This window comes from Streptomyces sp. NPDC001604 (assembly GCF_042893475.1).
Lineage (GTDB): Bacteria > Actinomycetota > Actinomycetes > Streptomycetales > Streptomycetaceae > Streptomyces.
In genome coordinates this window covers 94,573-110,036 of sequence record NZ_JBIAUY010000014.1, presented here as the reverse complement: position 1 = coordinate 110,036, position 15,464 = coordinate 94,573, and the positions used below count along the sequence as shown (strand labels likewise).

The 15,464-nt window shown below is 71.4% G+C and carries 12 protein-coding genes; 4 read left to right on the top strand and 8 right to left on the bottom strand.

The window, feature by feature from the left end; all coding sequences use genetic code 11:
* Positions 1-16 precede the first annotated feature (16 nt).
* Positions 17-2,353: a molybdopterin cofactor-binding domain-containing protein gene (locus ACFY1E_RS31835; protein ID WP_389081889.1), complete on the bottom strand. Its 2,337-nt coding sequence runs from the start codon at positions 2,351-2,353 to the stop codon at positions 17-19.
* Positions 2,354-2,548: 195 nt separating this feature from the next.
* On the opposite strand from ACFY1E_RS31835, the gene ACFY1E_RS31830 reads away from it, so the two are divergent.
* The gene (locus tag ACFY1E_RS31830) at positions 2,549-4,720 is read left to right on the top strand and encodes a hypothetical protein (protein WP_389081886.1); all 2,172 of its coding nucleotides are present in this window, start codon (positions 2,549-2,551) and stop codon (positions 4,718-4,720) included.
* 117 nt (positions 4,721-4,837) lie between these two features.
* Here ACFY1E_RS31830 and ACFY1E_RS31825 read toward each other — a convergent pair whose 3' ends face one another.
* Both ACFY1E_RS31825 and ACFY1E_RS31820 read right to left on the bottom strand, forming a co-directional pair.
* On the bottom strand, positions 4,838-5,659 hold the full coding sequence (locus ACFY1E_RS31825; RefSeq protein ID WP_389082252.1) for a fructosamine kinase family protein: 822 nt from the start codon (positions 5,657-5,659) through the stop codon (positions 4,838-4,840).
* A 156-nt stretch (positions 5,660-5,815) separates the two neighbouring features.
* A complete protein-coding gene (locus tag ACFY1E_RS31820; protein ID WP_389081884.1) occupies positions 5,816-6,904 on the bottom strand; it encodes a hypothetical protein in 1,089 nt (362 codons plus the stop codon).
* A gap of 130 nt (positions 6,905-7,034) precedes the next feature.
* On the opposite strand from ACFY1E_RS31820, the gene argG reads away from it, so the two are divergent.
* Positions 7,035-8,489: an argininosuccinate synthase gene (argG, locus tag ACFY1E_RS31815; protein ID WP_389081881.1), complete on the top strand. Its 1,455-nt coding sequence runs from the start codon at positions 7,035-7,037 to the stop codon at positions 8,487-8,489.
* A gap of 96 nt (positions 8,490-8,585) precedes the next feature.
* On the opposite strand, the gene ACFY1E_RS31810 is transcribed toward argG, so the two are convergent.
* Together ACFY1E_RS31810 and ACFY1E_RS31805 are read right to left on the bottom strand one after the other, a co-directional pair.
* A complete protein-coding gene (locus ACFY1E_RS31810) occupies positions 8,586-9,233 on the bottom strand; it encodes a phosphoribosyltransferase (protein ID WP_389081879.1) in 648 nt (215 codons plus the stop codon).
* Positions 9,234-9,478: 245 nt separating this feature from the next.
* Positions 9,479-10,150 (bottom strand): dienelactone hydrolase family protein, encoded by a 672-nt coding sequence (locus ACFY1E_RS31805; protein WP_389081877.1) that lies wholly within the window; start codon positions 10,148-10,150, stop codon positions 9,479-9,481.
* A gap of 105 nt (positions 10,151-10,255) precedes the next feature.
* On the opposite strand from ACFY1E_RS31805, the gene ACFY1E_RS31800 reads away from it, so the two are divergent.
* Positions 10,256-10,564, top strand: coding sequence for a hypothetical protein (locus ACFY1E_RS31800; protein WP_389081875.1), 309 nt, complete (start codon positions 10,256-10,258; stop codon positions 10,562-10,564).
* 6 nt (positions 10,565-10,570) lie between these two features.
* Here the strand turns inward: ACFY1E_RS31800 and ACFY1E_RS31795 are convergent, their stop codons facing one another.
* A complete protein-coding gene (locus tag ACFY1E_RS31795) occupies positions 10,571-11,332 on the bottom strand; it encodes a hypothetical protein (RefSeq protein ID WP_389081872.1) in 762 nt (253 codons plus the stop codon).
* A gap of 105 nt (positions 11,333-11,437) precedes the next feature.
* Between ACFY1E_RS31795 and ACFY1E_RS31790 the strand changes: the two genes are divergently transcribed.
* A complete protein-coding gene (locus tag ACFY1E_RS31790) occupies positions 11,438-12,559 on the top strand; it encodes a CapA family protein (protein ID WP_389081870.1) in 1,122 nt (373 codons plus the stop codon).
* A gap of 772 nt (positions 12,560-13,331) precedes the next feature.
* On the opposite strand, the gene ACFY1E_RS31785 is transcribed toward ACFY1E_RS31790, so the two are convergent.
* Entirely contained in the window at positions 13,332-13,757 is a 426-nt protein-coding gene (locus tag ACFY1E_RS31785; protein WP_389081867.1) for a CBS domain-containing protein, read from the bottom strand.
* A gap of 96 nt (positions 13,758-13,853) precedes the next feature.
* Positions 13,854-15,422, bottom strand: a complete 1,569-nt coding sequence (gene murJ / locus ACFY1E_RS31780; RefSeq protein ID WP_389082250.1) for a murein biosynthesis integral membrane protein MurJ — start codon at positions 15,420-15,422, stop codon at positions 13,854-13,856.
* Positions 15,423-15,464: the final 42 nt, after the last annotated feature.

Genomic DNA, 15,464 nt, shown 5'->3' with positions numbered 1-15,464 from the left:
AGAACCTCCTGGGCTCCTAGTAGGCGCGGCTCAGGCCGTCGGTGGGGGACGCCGGGATCGGCGGGGTGGTGGGCAGCGGTTCGAAGCCGAGGGGGCCTGCGTGGTTGATCGGGAACGTGGTCGGCATGGTGCCGGTCGCGCGCCCGTACGCGCAGGCCACGGCCGCCATCGCGCCCGCGACGGCCAGCTCGCCCGCGCCGCCGGGCCTGCCGGTGGTCGGCGGCATGACGACGATCTGCAGCTCCGGCGGGGTGTTCCACTGGCGGGTGTAGAAGTAGTTGTCCCAACTGCCTTCCAGGAAATGCCCGCCCGCCAGGTGCAGTCCGGAACTGAGCGTGATCGCGATGCCGTCCATGATGCCGCCCATCATCTGAGCCTCCAGGCCGCGCGGGTTGACGGCCAGCCCGGCGTCGACCGCGCAGACCACCTTGGTGACCCGCGGTCCGGTGTACGCGTCGGGGACCTTGCGGCCGGTGGTCTGCGGACGGCAGTCGATCTCGGCGAGGACGGCGACGCAGGAGTGGTACTCGGGGTGCAGGGCGATGCCCTGGGCCGTGCCGGCCGGCATGCTGCGTCCCCAACCGCCCACCTCGGCGGCCTTGTCGAGGACGGCCCGGGCCCGCTCGTCCTTCAGGAAGGCACGGCGGAACTCATAGGGGTCCTTGCCCATCCGCTTGGCCAGCTCGTCCACGACCAGCTCCTGTGCGCACCGCACGTTGGGCGAGTAGATGTTGCGCATGGAGCCGGTGTGGAAGCCCTTGTCGATCTCGCTGAGGAGCTGGGTGACGACGCCGAAGTTGTACGGGGTCTGCTGGGTGAGCGTGAAGATCGTCTCGGAGAAGGTGAGGTCGCCGACAGGCAGCCGGGCCGCTTCGGAGGTGATGATCTCGCCGACGCCGTGGCCGAAGTCGGTGGCCACGGAGGTGTGGCGCTGGTCGTAGGTGAGGACCTGGCCCAGCGCATAGGTGGCGCGCACCCGTGAGGTGGACATGGGGTGGGTGCGGCCCTGGCGGAAGTCGTCGGTGCGGTGCCACATCAGCCGGACCGGCTTGCCCGTTGCCTTGGAGATCTCGGCGGCCTCGGCGGCTCCGTCGTGGAAGAGCTTGCGTCCGAAGGAGCCGCCGCCCTGGGTGACATGCACCTTGACGGCGCTCGCGGGTAGTCCGAGGGTGAGCGCGATCTCTTCCTGGGCGGTGATCGGGGACTTCAGGCCGGCCCAGATCTCGGCCGAGTCCTCGCGTACGTCGGCGACGGCGCAGTTGGTCTCCAGGGCGCTGTTGCTGGCGAAGTGGAAGGTGAAGCGGGCGTCGACCGACTTGGTGAGCAGGTCGACCGCGGGCAGCGGGAGTTCGGCCTTGCGCAGTTCGTCGCGGATGGTGTCGTCGGTGGCGTCGTCCACGGTGCCGGGGCCCCAGGTGACCTCGAGGGCGCGCACGGCGTCGATGCACTGCCCGAAGGTGCGGCCGCGGACGGCTACGCCGGTGGAGATCCGTACGACGTCGGTGATGCCGGGCATGGTCCGCACCTCGTCGAGGTTCTCCACCGTACGGACCGTGCCGTTGATCGTGGGCGGCCGGCACACCATGGCCGGCAGCGCGCCCGGCACGTGCACGTCCATCGCGAACTTCTTGCGGCCGGTGACCGCCTCCAGCGCGTCGATGCGTCGCTGCGGGGTCCCGATGACCTTGAACTCGGACGGCTTCTTCAGCATGACCGACACCTGACTGGTCGTCACTGCGGCTGCCTTCGCGGCGAGTTCGCCGTAGGTGAGGCTCTTGCCGGTCACGGAGGAGGTGATGACGCCGAGCTTCGCGGTGAGGGTGTCGGCGGCCTCGCCCAGTTCGAGGGCTGCGGCCTGGAGGAGCCGGCCGCGGGCGACGGCGGCCGCGACCCGGATCGGGGTGAAGGTGGAGATGGTGGTGTTGGATCCGCCGGTGAGCTGGTTGAACAGCAACTCGGGGCGGGCGTCGGCGAGGGTGATGCGGACCTTGTCCAGCGGCAGGTCCAGTTCCTCGGCGACGAGCATCGCGCTGGAGGTGGTGATGCCCTGTCCGACCTCGGCCCGGGGCAGGGCGAAGGAGGCGGTGCCGTCGGAGTCGACCCGGATGGTGATCAGGTTCGCGGTGGGCAGGGTGGCATGGGTGAGCATGTCGTTGAGGTCGTAGATCTCGGCCGGTCCGGGCGCGGAGGGGACTACCGCTGCGGCCCGGCTGGGCGTGAGGACGGCCTCGCCGAGCTCGGCGGCGACGGTCAGCGTCGAGGCGGCCAGGACGTATCCCAGGAAGCGTCTGCGCCCGATGCCGTCCGCAGCGGGATCGGCGTCCTGCGGCTGCGGGTTTTCGTGGGCTCCCATCAGCGGTCCTCCAAGCGCGTGGCACTCGCCTCGATGGCGGATCCCGACTGTGCACGTCAGGCGCGTCCCGCGAAAGATCTACGAGCCGCTTCCACACGGAAAAGCCATAAGTCGCGGGGTGTGTGAAGCGGGCGGGCGGGGGTCGGGCAGAAAACCCGAATGCGTGGGCGGTCACGGCTCTGCGATCATTCCGGAATGTCCGACCGTCTGGAACCGCTGGTCATCCGGCACACCCACCGCCTTCCCCTGCCGACCGGTCCGGCCGGTCAAGGGGACGTTGCTGCACGGCAGTTCGACGCCGTGCTGATGGCGGCGGGCTTCAAGCTCTCGGGTGACCTGCTGGCGCACCTGTCGGGGCTGTCCGAGGGCGCAGTCGTCGACACCGCCGTACGTACGCTGCGTACGGTCCGGGAGATGGTGGGCGACCACGTCCGGCACAACGTGTACTTCATCGACTTCCCGGCGCATGTGCCGGACACCTTCGACTTCTGGATGCGCTGCATCGCCGAGGCGCTCGCCGACGACAAGACCCGCGAGGGGACGCTCGCCCAGTTGCAGAGCGGTGTGGTGGACCTGCTCACGCTGCCTTCCTACGGCACCTACCGGCACACGTACGCCGAAATGCTCGCCGCCCACGACGAGTTGATCGCGGCAGCGGGCGACCGGCTGACCGTGCTGCACCTGGGCGGGACGATGGAGGACGAGGTCAGGGCGCTGTATCTGACGCTTGCCGGCAGCAGCACGCCGCTGGGCGAGGACGACCTGGGCGACCTCGGGGTGCTCGCCGGGCACTGCGTGGACGGGCCGCAGCCCGAGGCGATACCGGTCCGGGAGAACCGTGCGGTCGTCAACGCGGCGCGTCTGGCGGCCGGTTCGGGTCTGCTGATCGACAGCGTCACCGATGTGCTGCGACTGGCCTGCGCGGTGTCCGGCGGTGATGTGACGCTCCTGGAGCCGACCCGTTTCCGTACGCTTCCTCGTCCGGTGCGCCGGGCGCTGCTCGCCGGTCTGGACGCGCTCGTCGCGGCGGCTCCGGCCAAGCTCGCCGACGTGTCCGCAAATCGCGAGCCGTGGAAGCGGCTCGGTGAGCGGCTCCATCCGCACGAGTACCCCCAGTGGCCGCACGCCGCCGAGGTGTTCGCCGTCGCCCGGGGCGAGCAGCAGGTGCGGTCCTTCGACAGCCGCGTCGAGGAGCTGCTGGGCAGGGACGACGTGGTCGGGGCCGCCGAGCTGCTGAAGTCGGCGCCGGGCAAGCTGCTGCGTTCCCTGGACCGGCTGCTGCGCACGGCGCAGGTCGAGGACGAGCGCGAGGCCGTGGTGGCCGCCGCCGAGCAGGTGGTGTCCGAGGCGTCAGGCCGGGTCGTGCTGTCGGTGCGCGAACACCTGCACAACCGGGCCGAGGAGACCGGTGAGCGCCGCGTGTTCGTCAACCGGCGCGGCCGTGCCTGGGTCACCGACGACACCCGGCCGCCGGTGGCGCCGACGCAGCGCAAGCGGCTGATCGCCGCCCTCGACGCGGAGATGCGCCGCCGTCTCCCGGCTCCCGGGCACCTGCTGGTCGACCCCGAGGTCCTCGACGTCGCGCTCCCGCTCAGCGGGCGGGCGACCGCAGCGGGCCTCGGTGTGCTGCCCCGCGGTTCGGTCACTCCGGTCGCCGCGGAGCTGCTGCGGTTCTTCGTCTACTGGAAGCAGGCGGAGCAGCGCACGGACTTCGACCTGTCGGCGGTGATGCTGGACGCCCGCTACCGGACGGTGTCCTGGCTGTCGTACACATCGCTCACGCAGTTCGAGGGCGAGCACTCGGGCGACATCACCGAAGCGCCGGACGGTGCCTCGGAGTTCATCAACCTGCGGCTGGGCGCGGTGCGCAGCACCTTCATCCTGCCGCAGGTCAACATCTTCGCGGGCGAGGGCTTCGAGGAGGTCGAGGAGTCCTTCTTCGGCTTCATGTTGCGCGAGGGCGAGCAGAAGGGCCGGCCGTTCGAGCCCTCCACGGTGCGGATGAAGTCGGAGCTGCGCGGTCCGGGCCGGGTCGCACTGCCGCTGGTGTTCAGGCGCGGGCGGGACGGCAGCTGGACCGCCAAGTGGCTGCACCTGTATCTGAAGGGCGCTCCTTCGGCCAACCAGGTCGAGGGCAACCGCATCACGGTCGAGACGCTGCTGCGCGGCATCGTCGAGCGCGACCACATCAGTGTCCGGTACGTCACCGGTCTGATGGCCGAGGGCGGTACGACGGTGACGGTGTGGGACGGCAGGACGATCCCGGAGGGTCCTGTCACCTACATCGGCCTGGAACGGCCGGACGGACTGCACCCGGACTCCCGGGTCTTCACCCCGGAAAATCTGCGCGACCTGATCCCCGACTGACTGTTAGGGTGGGCCGCAGGCGAGGCCATGACCGGGACTTCCTTCTCAAAACACCTTCTGACACTAGTCCCCTCGCTTTCCTCGCCGCTCACTTCACACAAGGGCTCTCGCGTCTCGTCACGCGAGGGCCCTTCGTGCTGCCGCGAGGGCCTGTTCGGCGTATCCGCGGCCGAACAGCACGGCGTGCACCAGCAGCGGGAAGAGCTGGTGCAGCCCGACCCGGTCCGCCCAGCCGTCGGCCAGCGGGGCCGTCTGCTGATAGCCGTCGAGTACGTGCTCCAGGTGCGGGCAGCCGAACAGGTGCAGCATCGCCAGGTCGGTCTCCCGGTGTCCGCCGTGTGCGGCCGGGTCGATCAGCCAGGCGTGCCCGTCGGCCCCCCACAGCACGTTGCCGTTCCACAGGTCGCCGTGCAGCCGGGCGGGCAGCTCGGCGGGCCCCGCCAGTCCGGGCAGCCGTTCACAGACGCGCTCGATCACGGCCGTCTCGCCGGGCCGGATCGTGCCCCGGTCGACGGCCTCGCGCAGATAGGGCAGCACGCGGTGCTCGGCGTACCAGCAGGGCCAGTCGGTGCCGGGAACATTGCGCATCGGAGCCAGCCCGATGTACGCGTCCACCGGACCGCCGGGCGGCGGCGCGCCGAACGCGGGGGCGCCCGCGGCGTGCAGGGCGGCCAGCCCGCGCCCGAACCGCACCGCCGCCCGGGCCGTCGGCGGGCCCTGCACGACCACGTCGGTCACCAGCCAGCGCCGGTCGTGCCCATGGACGTCCGGAACGCGGACCGTGCCGGCGTCGGCCAGCCAGCGCAGGCCGGCCGCCTCTGCCTGCACCGCGCCGGGACCGTCGGCGCGCTTGACCATCACCGACTGCCCGTCGTCGAGGCCCACTTCGGCCAGGGATGCGGACAACCGCCGCTCGCCGCGCACGGTACGCCCGGTGATCCTTGCCGCAGCCGCGCCCGGTCCGTCGCTGCGGGCGCTGTCGCTGTCGGCGCCGTCGTTGTCGTCGTCGGAGGGGAAGCCGGTGTGCACGGACACCACCCTAGGACCGCCGCGGGCCGGCCGGAGTCGGTCCGGGGTGGGCGGTCCGGGGCCCGGTCAGTCCAGGGGCTCCTCGTCGTCGCCGTCGTCATTGGCGGCGTAGGGATGGACGTACCTCTCGTCGCCGAAGGGGATGAACCAGTCCTGCACGGCGCCCTTGGCGACGCCGTCCGCGGCCGGGGGGTACAGCCAGTCGTGGTCCAGGTCCTCGAACACGCCGTCGGCGAAGACCTGCAGGGCGGTTTCGACCTCGTCGCTCAGCAACTCGTAGAGGTCGGCCGTCACCTCGGCCTGGGCCAGCAGGAACTTCAGCAGCAGTTCCTCGGCCACGCAGCTGGGCCCGCCGAAGTGCGGCTGGGTGAGGCGGCCGGTCATGGTCACCGCGGTGACGGTCAGCCGTCGGACGAACAGGACCGTGTACTGCAGGGCGAACTGCGGGGGCAGATCGTCCAGGACCATGAACGGCGCGTCGGTCTCCGCGACGGTGGGCCCGTCCTCCTCCAGACCGGCCAGGTCCGTGAAGAGTTCGTCGACCAGCAGATCGATGGCGTACACGACGGCACCGGCCGCGATCTCCGCCGCCTCACGGCTGACGATCCGCTGCTCCTCGTCCTCGTGGTGGCCGAAGGCCTCGAGCGGGAAGGCGCGCAGAGTGGGCGCGAGAGCACGGAGTGTGCCGCGCATGGCGTCGACCTCGTCGCGGTCGAGACGCCCGGGCCCGGTGGAGGGTTCGGCCGCCGCGTGACGGCGTGCGCGTTCCGCGGGGTCCGCGGGCGGTGCGTCCGGCCCGTCGGCCGCGTCCAGGCTCTCCTGCAGCAGGTCGGGGTGCAGCTCCACCCCGCAGCGGGTGATCTCCCAGTCGGCGAGGGGTTCGCTGCGCTCCAGCAGCTCTGCGACGACCTCACGGGCGGCGTCCTCGGCGAACTCCAGTGCCGGTGCGTCGACGAACAGCTTCAGCAGGACCCCGGCGGGATGGACGGCGATGACGTCGTCCACCAGGTCGACTTCCATTCCGTCGGGCCCCTCGATGGCCGCGATCGAATCGAGCCCCTTGCGCAGCAGGAAGCCGACGCCCTCCCGCTGAAGAACGTCGAGTTCCGGGGCACCCTTGGGGAGGTCCACGTCCACAGTCACCGCGTATGTCACACGATCATGGTGCCTGAGAGGCGGCTCCCCGGGGCAGGAACCTGCAGGAATCGAAGGCACCAGGACCAGCCCGGCAGTCCCCTTCGACCAAGGCTTTGCATGATCATGCGAGATGATGCATACTCTTCCTATGTCCAAGGTCCTCACCTCCCTGCCCGCCGGCGAGCGCGTCGGCATCGCCTTCTCGGGCGGCCTCGACACCTCCGTCGCGGTCGCGTGGATGCGCGACAAGGGCGCCGTCCCGTGCACCTACACCGCCGACATCGGCCAGTACGACGAGCCCGACATCGCCTCGGTGCCCGGCCGTGCGAAGACGTACGGTGCCGAGATCGCGCGTCTCGTCGACTGCCGTGCGGCGCTGGTCGAGGAGGGCCTGGCGGCGCTCACCTGCGGGGCGTTCCACATCCGCTCGGGCGGGCGTGCCTACTTCAACACCACCCCGCTGGGCCGCGCCGTCACGGGAACCCTCCTGGTGCGGGCGATGCTCGAGGACAACGTCCAGATCTGGGGCGACGGCTCGACCTTCAAGGGCAACGACATCGAGCGGTTCTACCGCTACGGCCTGCTCGCCAACCCGCACCTGCGGATCTACAAGCCCTGGCTCGACGCCAACTTCGTGACCGAGCTCGGCGGCCGCAAGGAGATGTCGGAGTGGCTGGTCGCCCACGGCCTGCCCTACCGGGACAGCACCGAGAAGGCGTACTCCACCGACGCCAACATCTGGGGCGCCACCCACGAGGCCAAGACGCTGGAGCACCTGGACACGGGCGTCGAGACCGTCGAGCCGATCATGGGCGTGCGGTTCTGGGACCCCGAGGTGGAGATCGTCACCGAGGACGTGACGATCGGCTTCGACCAGGGCCGGCCGGTGACGATCAACGGCAAGGAGTTCGCCTGCGCCGTCGACCTGGTGATGGAGGCCAACGCCATCGGCGGCCGGCACGGCCTGGGCATGTCCGACCAGATCGAGAACCGGATCATCGAGGCCAAGAGCCGCGGCATCTACGAGGCGCCCGGCATGGCCCTGCTGCACGCCGCGTACGAGCGCCTGGTCAACGCGATCCACAACGAGGACACCCTCGCCCAGTACCACAACGAGGGCCGGCGCCTCGGCCGCCTGATGTACGAGGGCCGCTGGCTGGACCCGCAGGCGCTGATGATCCGCGAGTCGCTGCAGCGCTGGGTCGGCGCGGCCGTCACCGGCGAGGTGACGCTGCGGCTGCGCCGCGGTGAGGACTACTCGATCCTCGACACCACGGGCCCGGCCTTCAGCTACCACCCGGACAAGCTGTCGATGGAGCGCACCGAGGACTCGGCGTTCGGCCCGGTGGACCGGATCGGCCAGCTCACCATGCGCAACCTGGACATCGCCGACTCGCGCGCCAAGCTGGAGCAGTACGTCGGCCTCGGCCTGATCGGCACCGGCAGCCCCACCATCGGCGCCTCCCAGGCGGCCGCGACCGGCCTGATCGGCACCATGCCGGAGCTGCCGGAGGGCGGCGCGGAGGCCATCGCCTCCCGCGGCGAGGTCTCGGAAGAGGACGCGCTGCTGGACCGGGCCGCGATGGAGTCCGGCACGGACTGACCGGCGGACCGTCTGCGCACGTAGAAGGCCGGCTCGACACGTTGGTGTCGGGCCGGCCTTTCCGTCGGTGCATCGACACCCCCGTACGCAGCGGGTTCAGCCGGCCGCCGTGTGCAGGGCCCGCAGCACGTCCTCGTCCGTCAGCTGCTCGAACCTCTCGTAGCACAGGCCCACGGCCATGAAGGACGCCGGGCGCTGCAGACAGAGCACCTCGTCGGCCTCGGCGCGCATCTGGTCCGCCGCATGCGGCGAGCCGACCGGCACGGCGAGCACGACCCGCTCGGGGGCCTGACGCCTCACGTGGCGCAGGGCGGCACGGGCCGTCGACCCGGTGGCGAGCCCGTCGTCGACCACGATGGCGGTGCGGCCCGTCAGATCGGGTGCGGGGCGGCCCTGACGGTAGAGGCGTTCGCGGCGGTGGAGCTCCTTGCGCTCGCGTTCCACCACCGGGGCCAGCATGGCCCGGGTCAGGCCCAGTTGTACGAGGGCCTCGTCGTCGAAGAGGGGGTCGTCGTCGCCGACGATCGCGCCGACGCCGAGCTCCTCCTGGAAGGGGGCGCCGATCTTCCGTACGACCAGTACGTCGAGGGGGGCATCCAGCGCCCGCGCCACCTCCCGGGCCACGGCGACGCCGCCGCGCGGGAGGGCCAGGACGACGGGGTGCGGCAGGACGCCCTTCTCCTGCTGGATCCGCAGCCGCTCGGCCAGTTCCCGCCCGGCCGCCGTGCGGTCATGGAACTGCATCGCGGTCGCCACTCCTTCCCGCGCGGATTCCCCCCGGTCCGGTTCCCCGCGTACCCCGCACGCGCCCGTCGAAGCACGCGCCCCGGCGGTCCCTCCGTCCCTCCCCCGCAGGCGGGGGTGCGGCGCTGGCGGGCGCGGTGCCAGGGCCGCTCAGCAGCAGCATCAGCGCGGTCGCGACCCTGAAAGAACGACCGACCGCGCACAGCGGCAGGGGCCACGGCGGAGGACGCGCGCGGCCCCGCCCGTCACTGCTTCGCCGCCGCCTCGTCAGCGATCTTGAGACGGTCCTCGCACCAGTTCCGCGCCATCTCCGCGACCTGCTCCAGCGCTCCGGGCTCCTCGAAGAGGTGCGTGGCGCCGGGCACGATGCGCAGCGAGTGCGGGCCGCTCAGCTCCCGGGCGGCCGACTGGTTCAGCCGCAGCACTTCCGGGTCGCGGCCGCCGACGATCAGGAGCACCGGGGCCCGTACGCCGGGCAGCACATCGGCGGCCAGGTCGGGGCGCCCGCCTCGCGACACGACGGTGAGGGTCCGCCGCGGCCGCTCGGCGGCGGCCACCAGGGCCGCTGCCGCCCCGGTGCTGGCACCGAACAGGACGACCGGCAGCTGCCTGGTGTCGGATTGTGTTTCCAGCCAGTCGACGACGGCGACGACGCGGCGGCCCAGCAGGGGGATGTCGAAGCGGTACTCGGCCGTGGAGGCGTCCCGGCGGTCCTCCTCCTCGGTGAGCAGGTCCATCAGGGCGGTGCCCAGTCCGGCGGTGCGCAGTTCGGCGGCGACCGCGCGGTTGCGGGGGCTGTGCCGGGAGCTGCCGCTGCCGTGCGCGAACACCACGACCGCGCGGGCCGCGTCGGGCAGGACCAGATCGCCCGGAAGGGCCACGCCGTCGGCGGGCACCGAGATCAGCTGGGAGATCATCGCCATCATCTTCTTCCTCGTGGCCGGCCCCGTGGGGCCTCGTATGGCCTGCTGGGTCCCGGGTACCCGTACCGGCGAAGTACCTCTTTCGAGGAGATGACTCGGATGCTGCTCATCGGACTGCTTCTCCTCGGGGCGACAGGCGCCTTCACCGCCCTGGCGATCGCCGGCAACCTGTCCGGGGGCCCCGAATACACCGTCTCGGTGCTCGATCACCAGATCGCCACCATGAACACACTGGCCGTCTTCAGCTCAGGCCTCGCGCTGGCCCTCATCTTCTGCCTGGCGCTGGCCACCGCGGTCAGCGGCGCCTCGCACCGCCCGACGCATCGCCGCCACCGCAGGGTGCGCACGCGCCACGCCGGTGACACGACCCGTCTCGACGACATGACGGGACCGGACCAGCGGCCCTGAGGTGCGTCACCGGTCCCGCAGCCGTACGAGGTGGTACAGCACCGGCATCACGGTGGTGCGGTTCTCCTTCAGCGTGGGCTGCAGGAAGCGGTAGAAGCTCGGCTTGGTGAACTGGCGCAGGGCGACGGCCGCCAGGCTCAGGTCCCAGTGGGCGTGGCCGACGAAGCAGTAGACGGAGGTCGTGCCGTCGAGGGGCTGCAGCAGCAGCGAGTTGTCGAGGCCGGTCTCGGCGGCGTACCAGCCCGCGAGGTGCTCCCACAGTTCCGCGATGAGTTCGGGATCGTCACCGACGAAGTAGCTGAACTGGAACAGGCCTTCCTGGCTGCGGCCCACATCGGCGAGGCACTTGGCGCAGCGGGCCGTCATCACATGGAGGTCTCCCGCGGCCTGCTCCAGCCGTCGGCGCAGGTGACGGTAGGCGGCGCTGTCCAGCACCTGGTCGATGTCCTGCGGTGCCCGGGTCTCGACGAGGACGACGACGTCGTAGCGGGCCGGATGCACGGTGTCCGACGGGTGCAGGCCGACGGTCGGTGCCACGGCGGCGGCCCGGTACACGCTCGCCCGTTTCACCTCGCCCAGGCTGGCCAGGTCCTCCGCCTCGGCCCGCAGCAGGTCGAGCAGGTGCGTCTTGCCGCGGCTGTGGCCGGGTCTGCCGATCCCGCCGGGGGGTTCCACCGCGGCGGCGATGTGGAGGTAGCCGGACGGCGGCGGCTCGGTGAGGTGCGCCGGAGCGAACTTGGGGCGTGGGTGAACGAGGGTGACGCTCATGGGATTCTCCCGCGGGGCGGTGCGTTCCCTGGTCGTCGTTCCACCTACCCGAAGTGCACCGGCTCACGCTCGCCCCTTCCGTGTGGCCGCCACTACCGTGGGGGCATGGGCGGCGGCGCGGTGACGCTGTTCCTGTGCGGTGATGTGATGCTCGGGCGCGGCGTCGATCAGATCCTGGCGCATCCCGGCGATCCGGAACTGCGGGAGGGGTACGTCGAGGACGCCCGCTCCTATGTCCGGTTGGCGGAGTCGGTGAACGGTCCGATCCCTGCGCCTGTCGCTCCGTCCTGGCCCTGGGGTGTTGCGCTCCGGGTGCTGGAACGGGCCGCCCCGGACGTCCGGATCGTGAATCTGGAGACGTCGGTGACGTGCAGCGACGCTTTCGCACCCGACAAGCTGATCCACTACCGCATGCACCCCGCCAACCTGCCCGCCCTCACGGTGGCCGCCCCGGACGTCTGCGTCCTCGCCAACAATCACGTCCTGGACTTCGGCCGCGAGGGACTGACGGAGACCCTGGACGCGCTCGCCCGCGCGGGCCTGCGGGTGGTGGGAGCGGGAAGCAACGCCGAGGAGGCGTACGCGCCCGCCGTGGTGCCGGTTCCGGGCGCGGGGCGGGTGCTGGTTTTCGCCCTCGGGGCACGTTCCAGCGGTGTTCCGCCCGGTTGGGCGGCCGCCTCCGGCCGGTCCGGGGTCGCGTATCTGCCCGAGGTGTCGGCGGCCGCGGCCGCGGAGGTGGTTCGGAGGGTCCGGGAGGAAAGGCGTGCGGGCGACGTCGTGGTCGTGTCCGTGCACTGGGGCTCGAACTGGGGCCACCGGGTGCCCCGCGAGCACGTCCGCTTCGCCCGCGCCCTGGTCGACGGCGGCGTCGACGTGGTCCACGGCCACTCCTCGCACCACCCCCGCCGGATCGAGGTGTACCGCGACCGGCTGATCCTGTACGGCTGCGGCGACTTCATCGACGACTACGAGGGCATCGGCGGCTGGGAGGAGTACCGCGACGACCTGCGGATCGCCTACCTCGTCACGCTTACGGCGGACACGGGGCGCCTGACCGGCCTGCACATGCTGCCCCTGCAGGCCCGCCGCATGCGGCTCGAGCCCCCGTCGGACACCGACCGCGGCTCGCTGTGCGCCACCCTGAACCGCATCAGCGCCCCCGTACACGTGACCTTGGATCCCGACGGCACACTCTCGCTGACGCACCGAACCGGGACTGGCTCGTGATCCACTGGCTCCGGCTGACGCTGCTGGGCGTGGGCGCGATGAACTGGCCCGCTCCGCGCCCACAGGACTGCTGCTGCGCCACTGCGGCCACCGCATCACCTTCGACGCCGGCCCAGGCGCCGCACCACCGCCGGGAGCACTTGATACCTGCCTGGTCCCCGACGAGCAGCCAGAACTCCGCTCGGCACTCCACCGCGGCATCCGTAACCGGGCCGATGACCTGCGTTTGGCGAGCTACGGCTGCAGCGCCTGCCGGTGGCACACACCTCTCATCCCGCCTACGGCTACCGCATCGGGAGGGCGGACCGGTGGTCGTGTGGGCGCCGGACTTCCGGAAGTTCCCGACCCGGGCCGCGAACGCGGACCCGCATGTCCACCGAGGCGACCGCCCGGGGCCACCCGATCCGGTTCCGCGGCGACATCGGCGGTCATGCCGCCATGCAGGCCGGGGCCGAACAGAGCGACTGGGCCGGTCGTCGTGTGTGCGCCAGACTTCTGGAGGTCCCGACCCGGGCCGCGAACGCGGACCCGCATGTCCGCCGAGGCGGCCGCCCGGGGCCACCCGATCCGGTTCCGCGGCGACATCGGCGGTCATGCCGCCGCGCAGGCCGGGGCCCGAACAGTCCGTACGACATGGCGTACGACGGCTGGTCTGCGCCCACACCGGCCGGCCGAGCATCCGGGCCATCGACGCCGGGCGAAGATCCCCGGTGGACGAGTGGGGCGTCGAGGGGCGCACGCACTCGTTGCAGCTCGGCGAGGAGTACCGACGTCAGCGGTTCGGGGCCGCCCTGCTGATGTCCGTCAGGGCGGTGTGCGGGTCCTCGGTGTCGGCGAGGTCGCCGATGCTGACGATGCCGACCGGGCAACCGCCGCGCTCGACGACCGGGAGGCGGCGGACGGCGTACTTGCGCATCAGCTCTATGGCGCGGTCGGTCGTGTCGTCCGGCGTCAGGGTCACCACGGGCGGTGGCGTGCACACCGAGCCGACGGTCGTGGCGGCCGGGTCACGGCCCGCGGCGAGGGCCCGGACCACGATGTCCCGGTCGGTGAGCACACCGAACAGGTCGCAGTCGTAGGCCACCAGCACGTCGCCGACGTCCTGCTCACGCATGAGACGGGCCGCGCGCGCCACCGTGGTCATGGGCTCGACGGCGGCCGCGCCGGGTGACATCACGTCGCGTATCTTGCGGGTCATGGCAGCTCCCAGGTCCTGGATCGGCGAGTAGTGCTCCCGCCCGCGTAGCCCGCAGCGCAGGAGGCAAACCGGCCATCGGCCTTCGCTGGGCGGGCGTCACCGCAGCCCGGGCAGGCTGCGCAGCTCTGCGATCTTCAGGAAACGGGCCAGGGCGAGAAACGCCAGAGCCAGTGCGAGTGTTCCCGCGGCGAGGGCGCCCGCCGTGGCCCAGGTGCCGCTGCCCAGGAAATCGGCGCAGGCCTGCGCCGTACCCCAGCCGGCGGCCGCGGCGAGGGCGGCGGCGGTCAGCAGTTTGAGGTAGGTGCGGCGCAGGGCGCCGTCGTCCAGGCGGCCGCCGGTCCTGCGGCGCAGCAGCCGTGCCGTGACCGCGAGGCCGACGAGGTAGGAGAGGGCGTAGGCGCCGGCCATGCCGGTCACGGACCAGCGGGCGGGCAGCAGCACATGGCAGGCGGTGGCAAGGGCGATGTTCACCGCGGAGATCCACACGGCCATGAAGAACGGCGTGCGGGTGTCCTCGAAGGCGTAGAAGCCGCGCAGCAGCAGGTACTGCGCGGAGAACGGGATCAGGCCGAGAGCGAAGGCCTGCAGCATCTGCCCGCCCGGCTGTGCGGCGGCGGCGTCGGACGCGCCGTGGGCGAACATCAGTGTGGCGATCTGGGGGCCCAGCGCGAGGAAGAGGAAGGCGGTGGGCACGATGACGACGCCGCTGATGCGCAGCGCCCGCGACAGGTCGGCGCGCAGGTCGGACACACGCCCCTCGGCGACGGCCCTGCTCATCCGCGGCAGCAGCGCGGTCACCAGAGACACCGTGACGATCGACTGGGGCAGCATCCAGATGGTCTGCGCGTACATGTAGTTGGAGTAACCCACGCCGGCCTTCGGCTGCTGCGCGTCGGCGGCGTTGGCGTAGTTGGTGATCACCGCCAGGGAGACCTGGTTGGCCAGGACGAACAGCAGCGTCCACTTCGCCGCGTGGACACCGGCGCCCAGGCCGGTACCGCGCCAGTCGAACCGCGGGCGGAAGCGGAATCCGGCGGCCCGCGCGAACGGGATCAGCGCCAGAGCCTGTACGGCGATGCCGGCGGTGGTCCCGATGCCCAGGAGCCGCACCTGGGTCACGGTGATGTCCTCGACCCCTTTCGGGACGGTCATCAGGCCGAGGTAGGCGCCGAACATGCCGATCAGGACGACGTTGTTGAGGACCGGGGTCCACATCATCGCCCCGAACTTCTCGCGGGCGTTGAGTACTTGGCCGTAGATGCCGAACAACCCGTAGAAGAAGATCTGCGGCAACAGGAACCGCCCGAACGTCACCGTGAGTTGAAAGGCCTCGTGCTTCTTCGGGGTGTCCTGGATGTAGACGCCGACGATCTGCGGTGTGGCCCACACGGCGAGTGCGGTGCCGACGCCGAGCACACACACCACCAGGGTCACGAGGCGCTGCTCGTAGGCGCGGCCGCCGTCCGGATGGGTGGCGCGCGCCCGTACCAGCTGGGGCACCAGGACGGCGTTCAGCGCGCCGCCGATCAATAGCGTGTACAGGCTGGTCGGCACCGTGTTCGCGGTGTTGTACGTGCCTGCCAGCTGGCCCACGCCCAGCGCCGCGGCCTGCAGCACCTGCCGTATCAGCCCCGTGGCGCGGGACACGACGGTGGCCACGGCCATCAGCACCGACGACCGGGCCGGTCCACCCGGCGCCGCCGTCTT

Coding starts and splice junctions, on each gene's coding strand:
- ACFY1E_RS31795 (WP_389081872.1), bottom strand. CDS start 11,332: ATGAGCGTCACCCTCGTTCACCCACGCCCCAAGTTCGCTCCGGCGCAC.
- murJ (WP_389082250.1), bottom strand. CDS start 15,422: ATGGCCGTGGCCACCGTCGTGTCCCGCGCCACGGGGCTGATACGGCAG.
- ACFY1E_RS31790 (WP_389081870.1), top strand. CDS start 11,438: ATGGGCGGCGGCGCGGTGACGCTGTTCCTGTGCGGTGATGTGATGCTC.
- ACFY1E_RS31785 (WP_389081867.1), bottom strand. CDS start 13,757: ATGACCCGCAAGATACGCGACGTGATGTCACCCGGCGCGGCCGCCGTC.
- ACFY1E_RS31835 (WP_389081889.1), bottom strand. CDS start 2,353: ATGGGAGCCCACGAAAACCCGCAGCCGCAGGACGCCGATCCCGCTGCG.
- ACFY1E_RS31805 (WP_389081877.1), bottom strand. CDS start 10,150: ATGATCTCCCAGCTGATCTCGGTGCCCGCCGACGGCGTGGCCCTTCCG.
- argG (WP_389081881.1), top strand. CDS start 7,035: ATGTCCAAGGTCCTCACCTCCCTGCCCGCCGGCGAGCGCGTCGGCATC.
- ACFY1E_RS31810 (WP_389081879.1), bottom strand. CDS start 9,233: ATGCAGTTCCATGACCGCACGGCGGCCGGGCGGGAACTGGCCGAGCGG.
- ACFY1E_RS31800 (WP_389081875.1), top strand. CDS start 10,256: ATGCTGCTCATCGGACTGCTTCTCCTCGGGGCGACAGGCGCCTTCACC.
- ACFY1E_RS31830 (WP_389081886.1), top strand. CDS start 2,549: ATGTCCGACCGTCTGGAACCGCTGGTCATCCGGCACACCCACCGCCTT.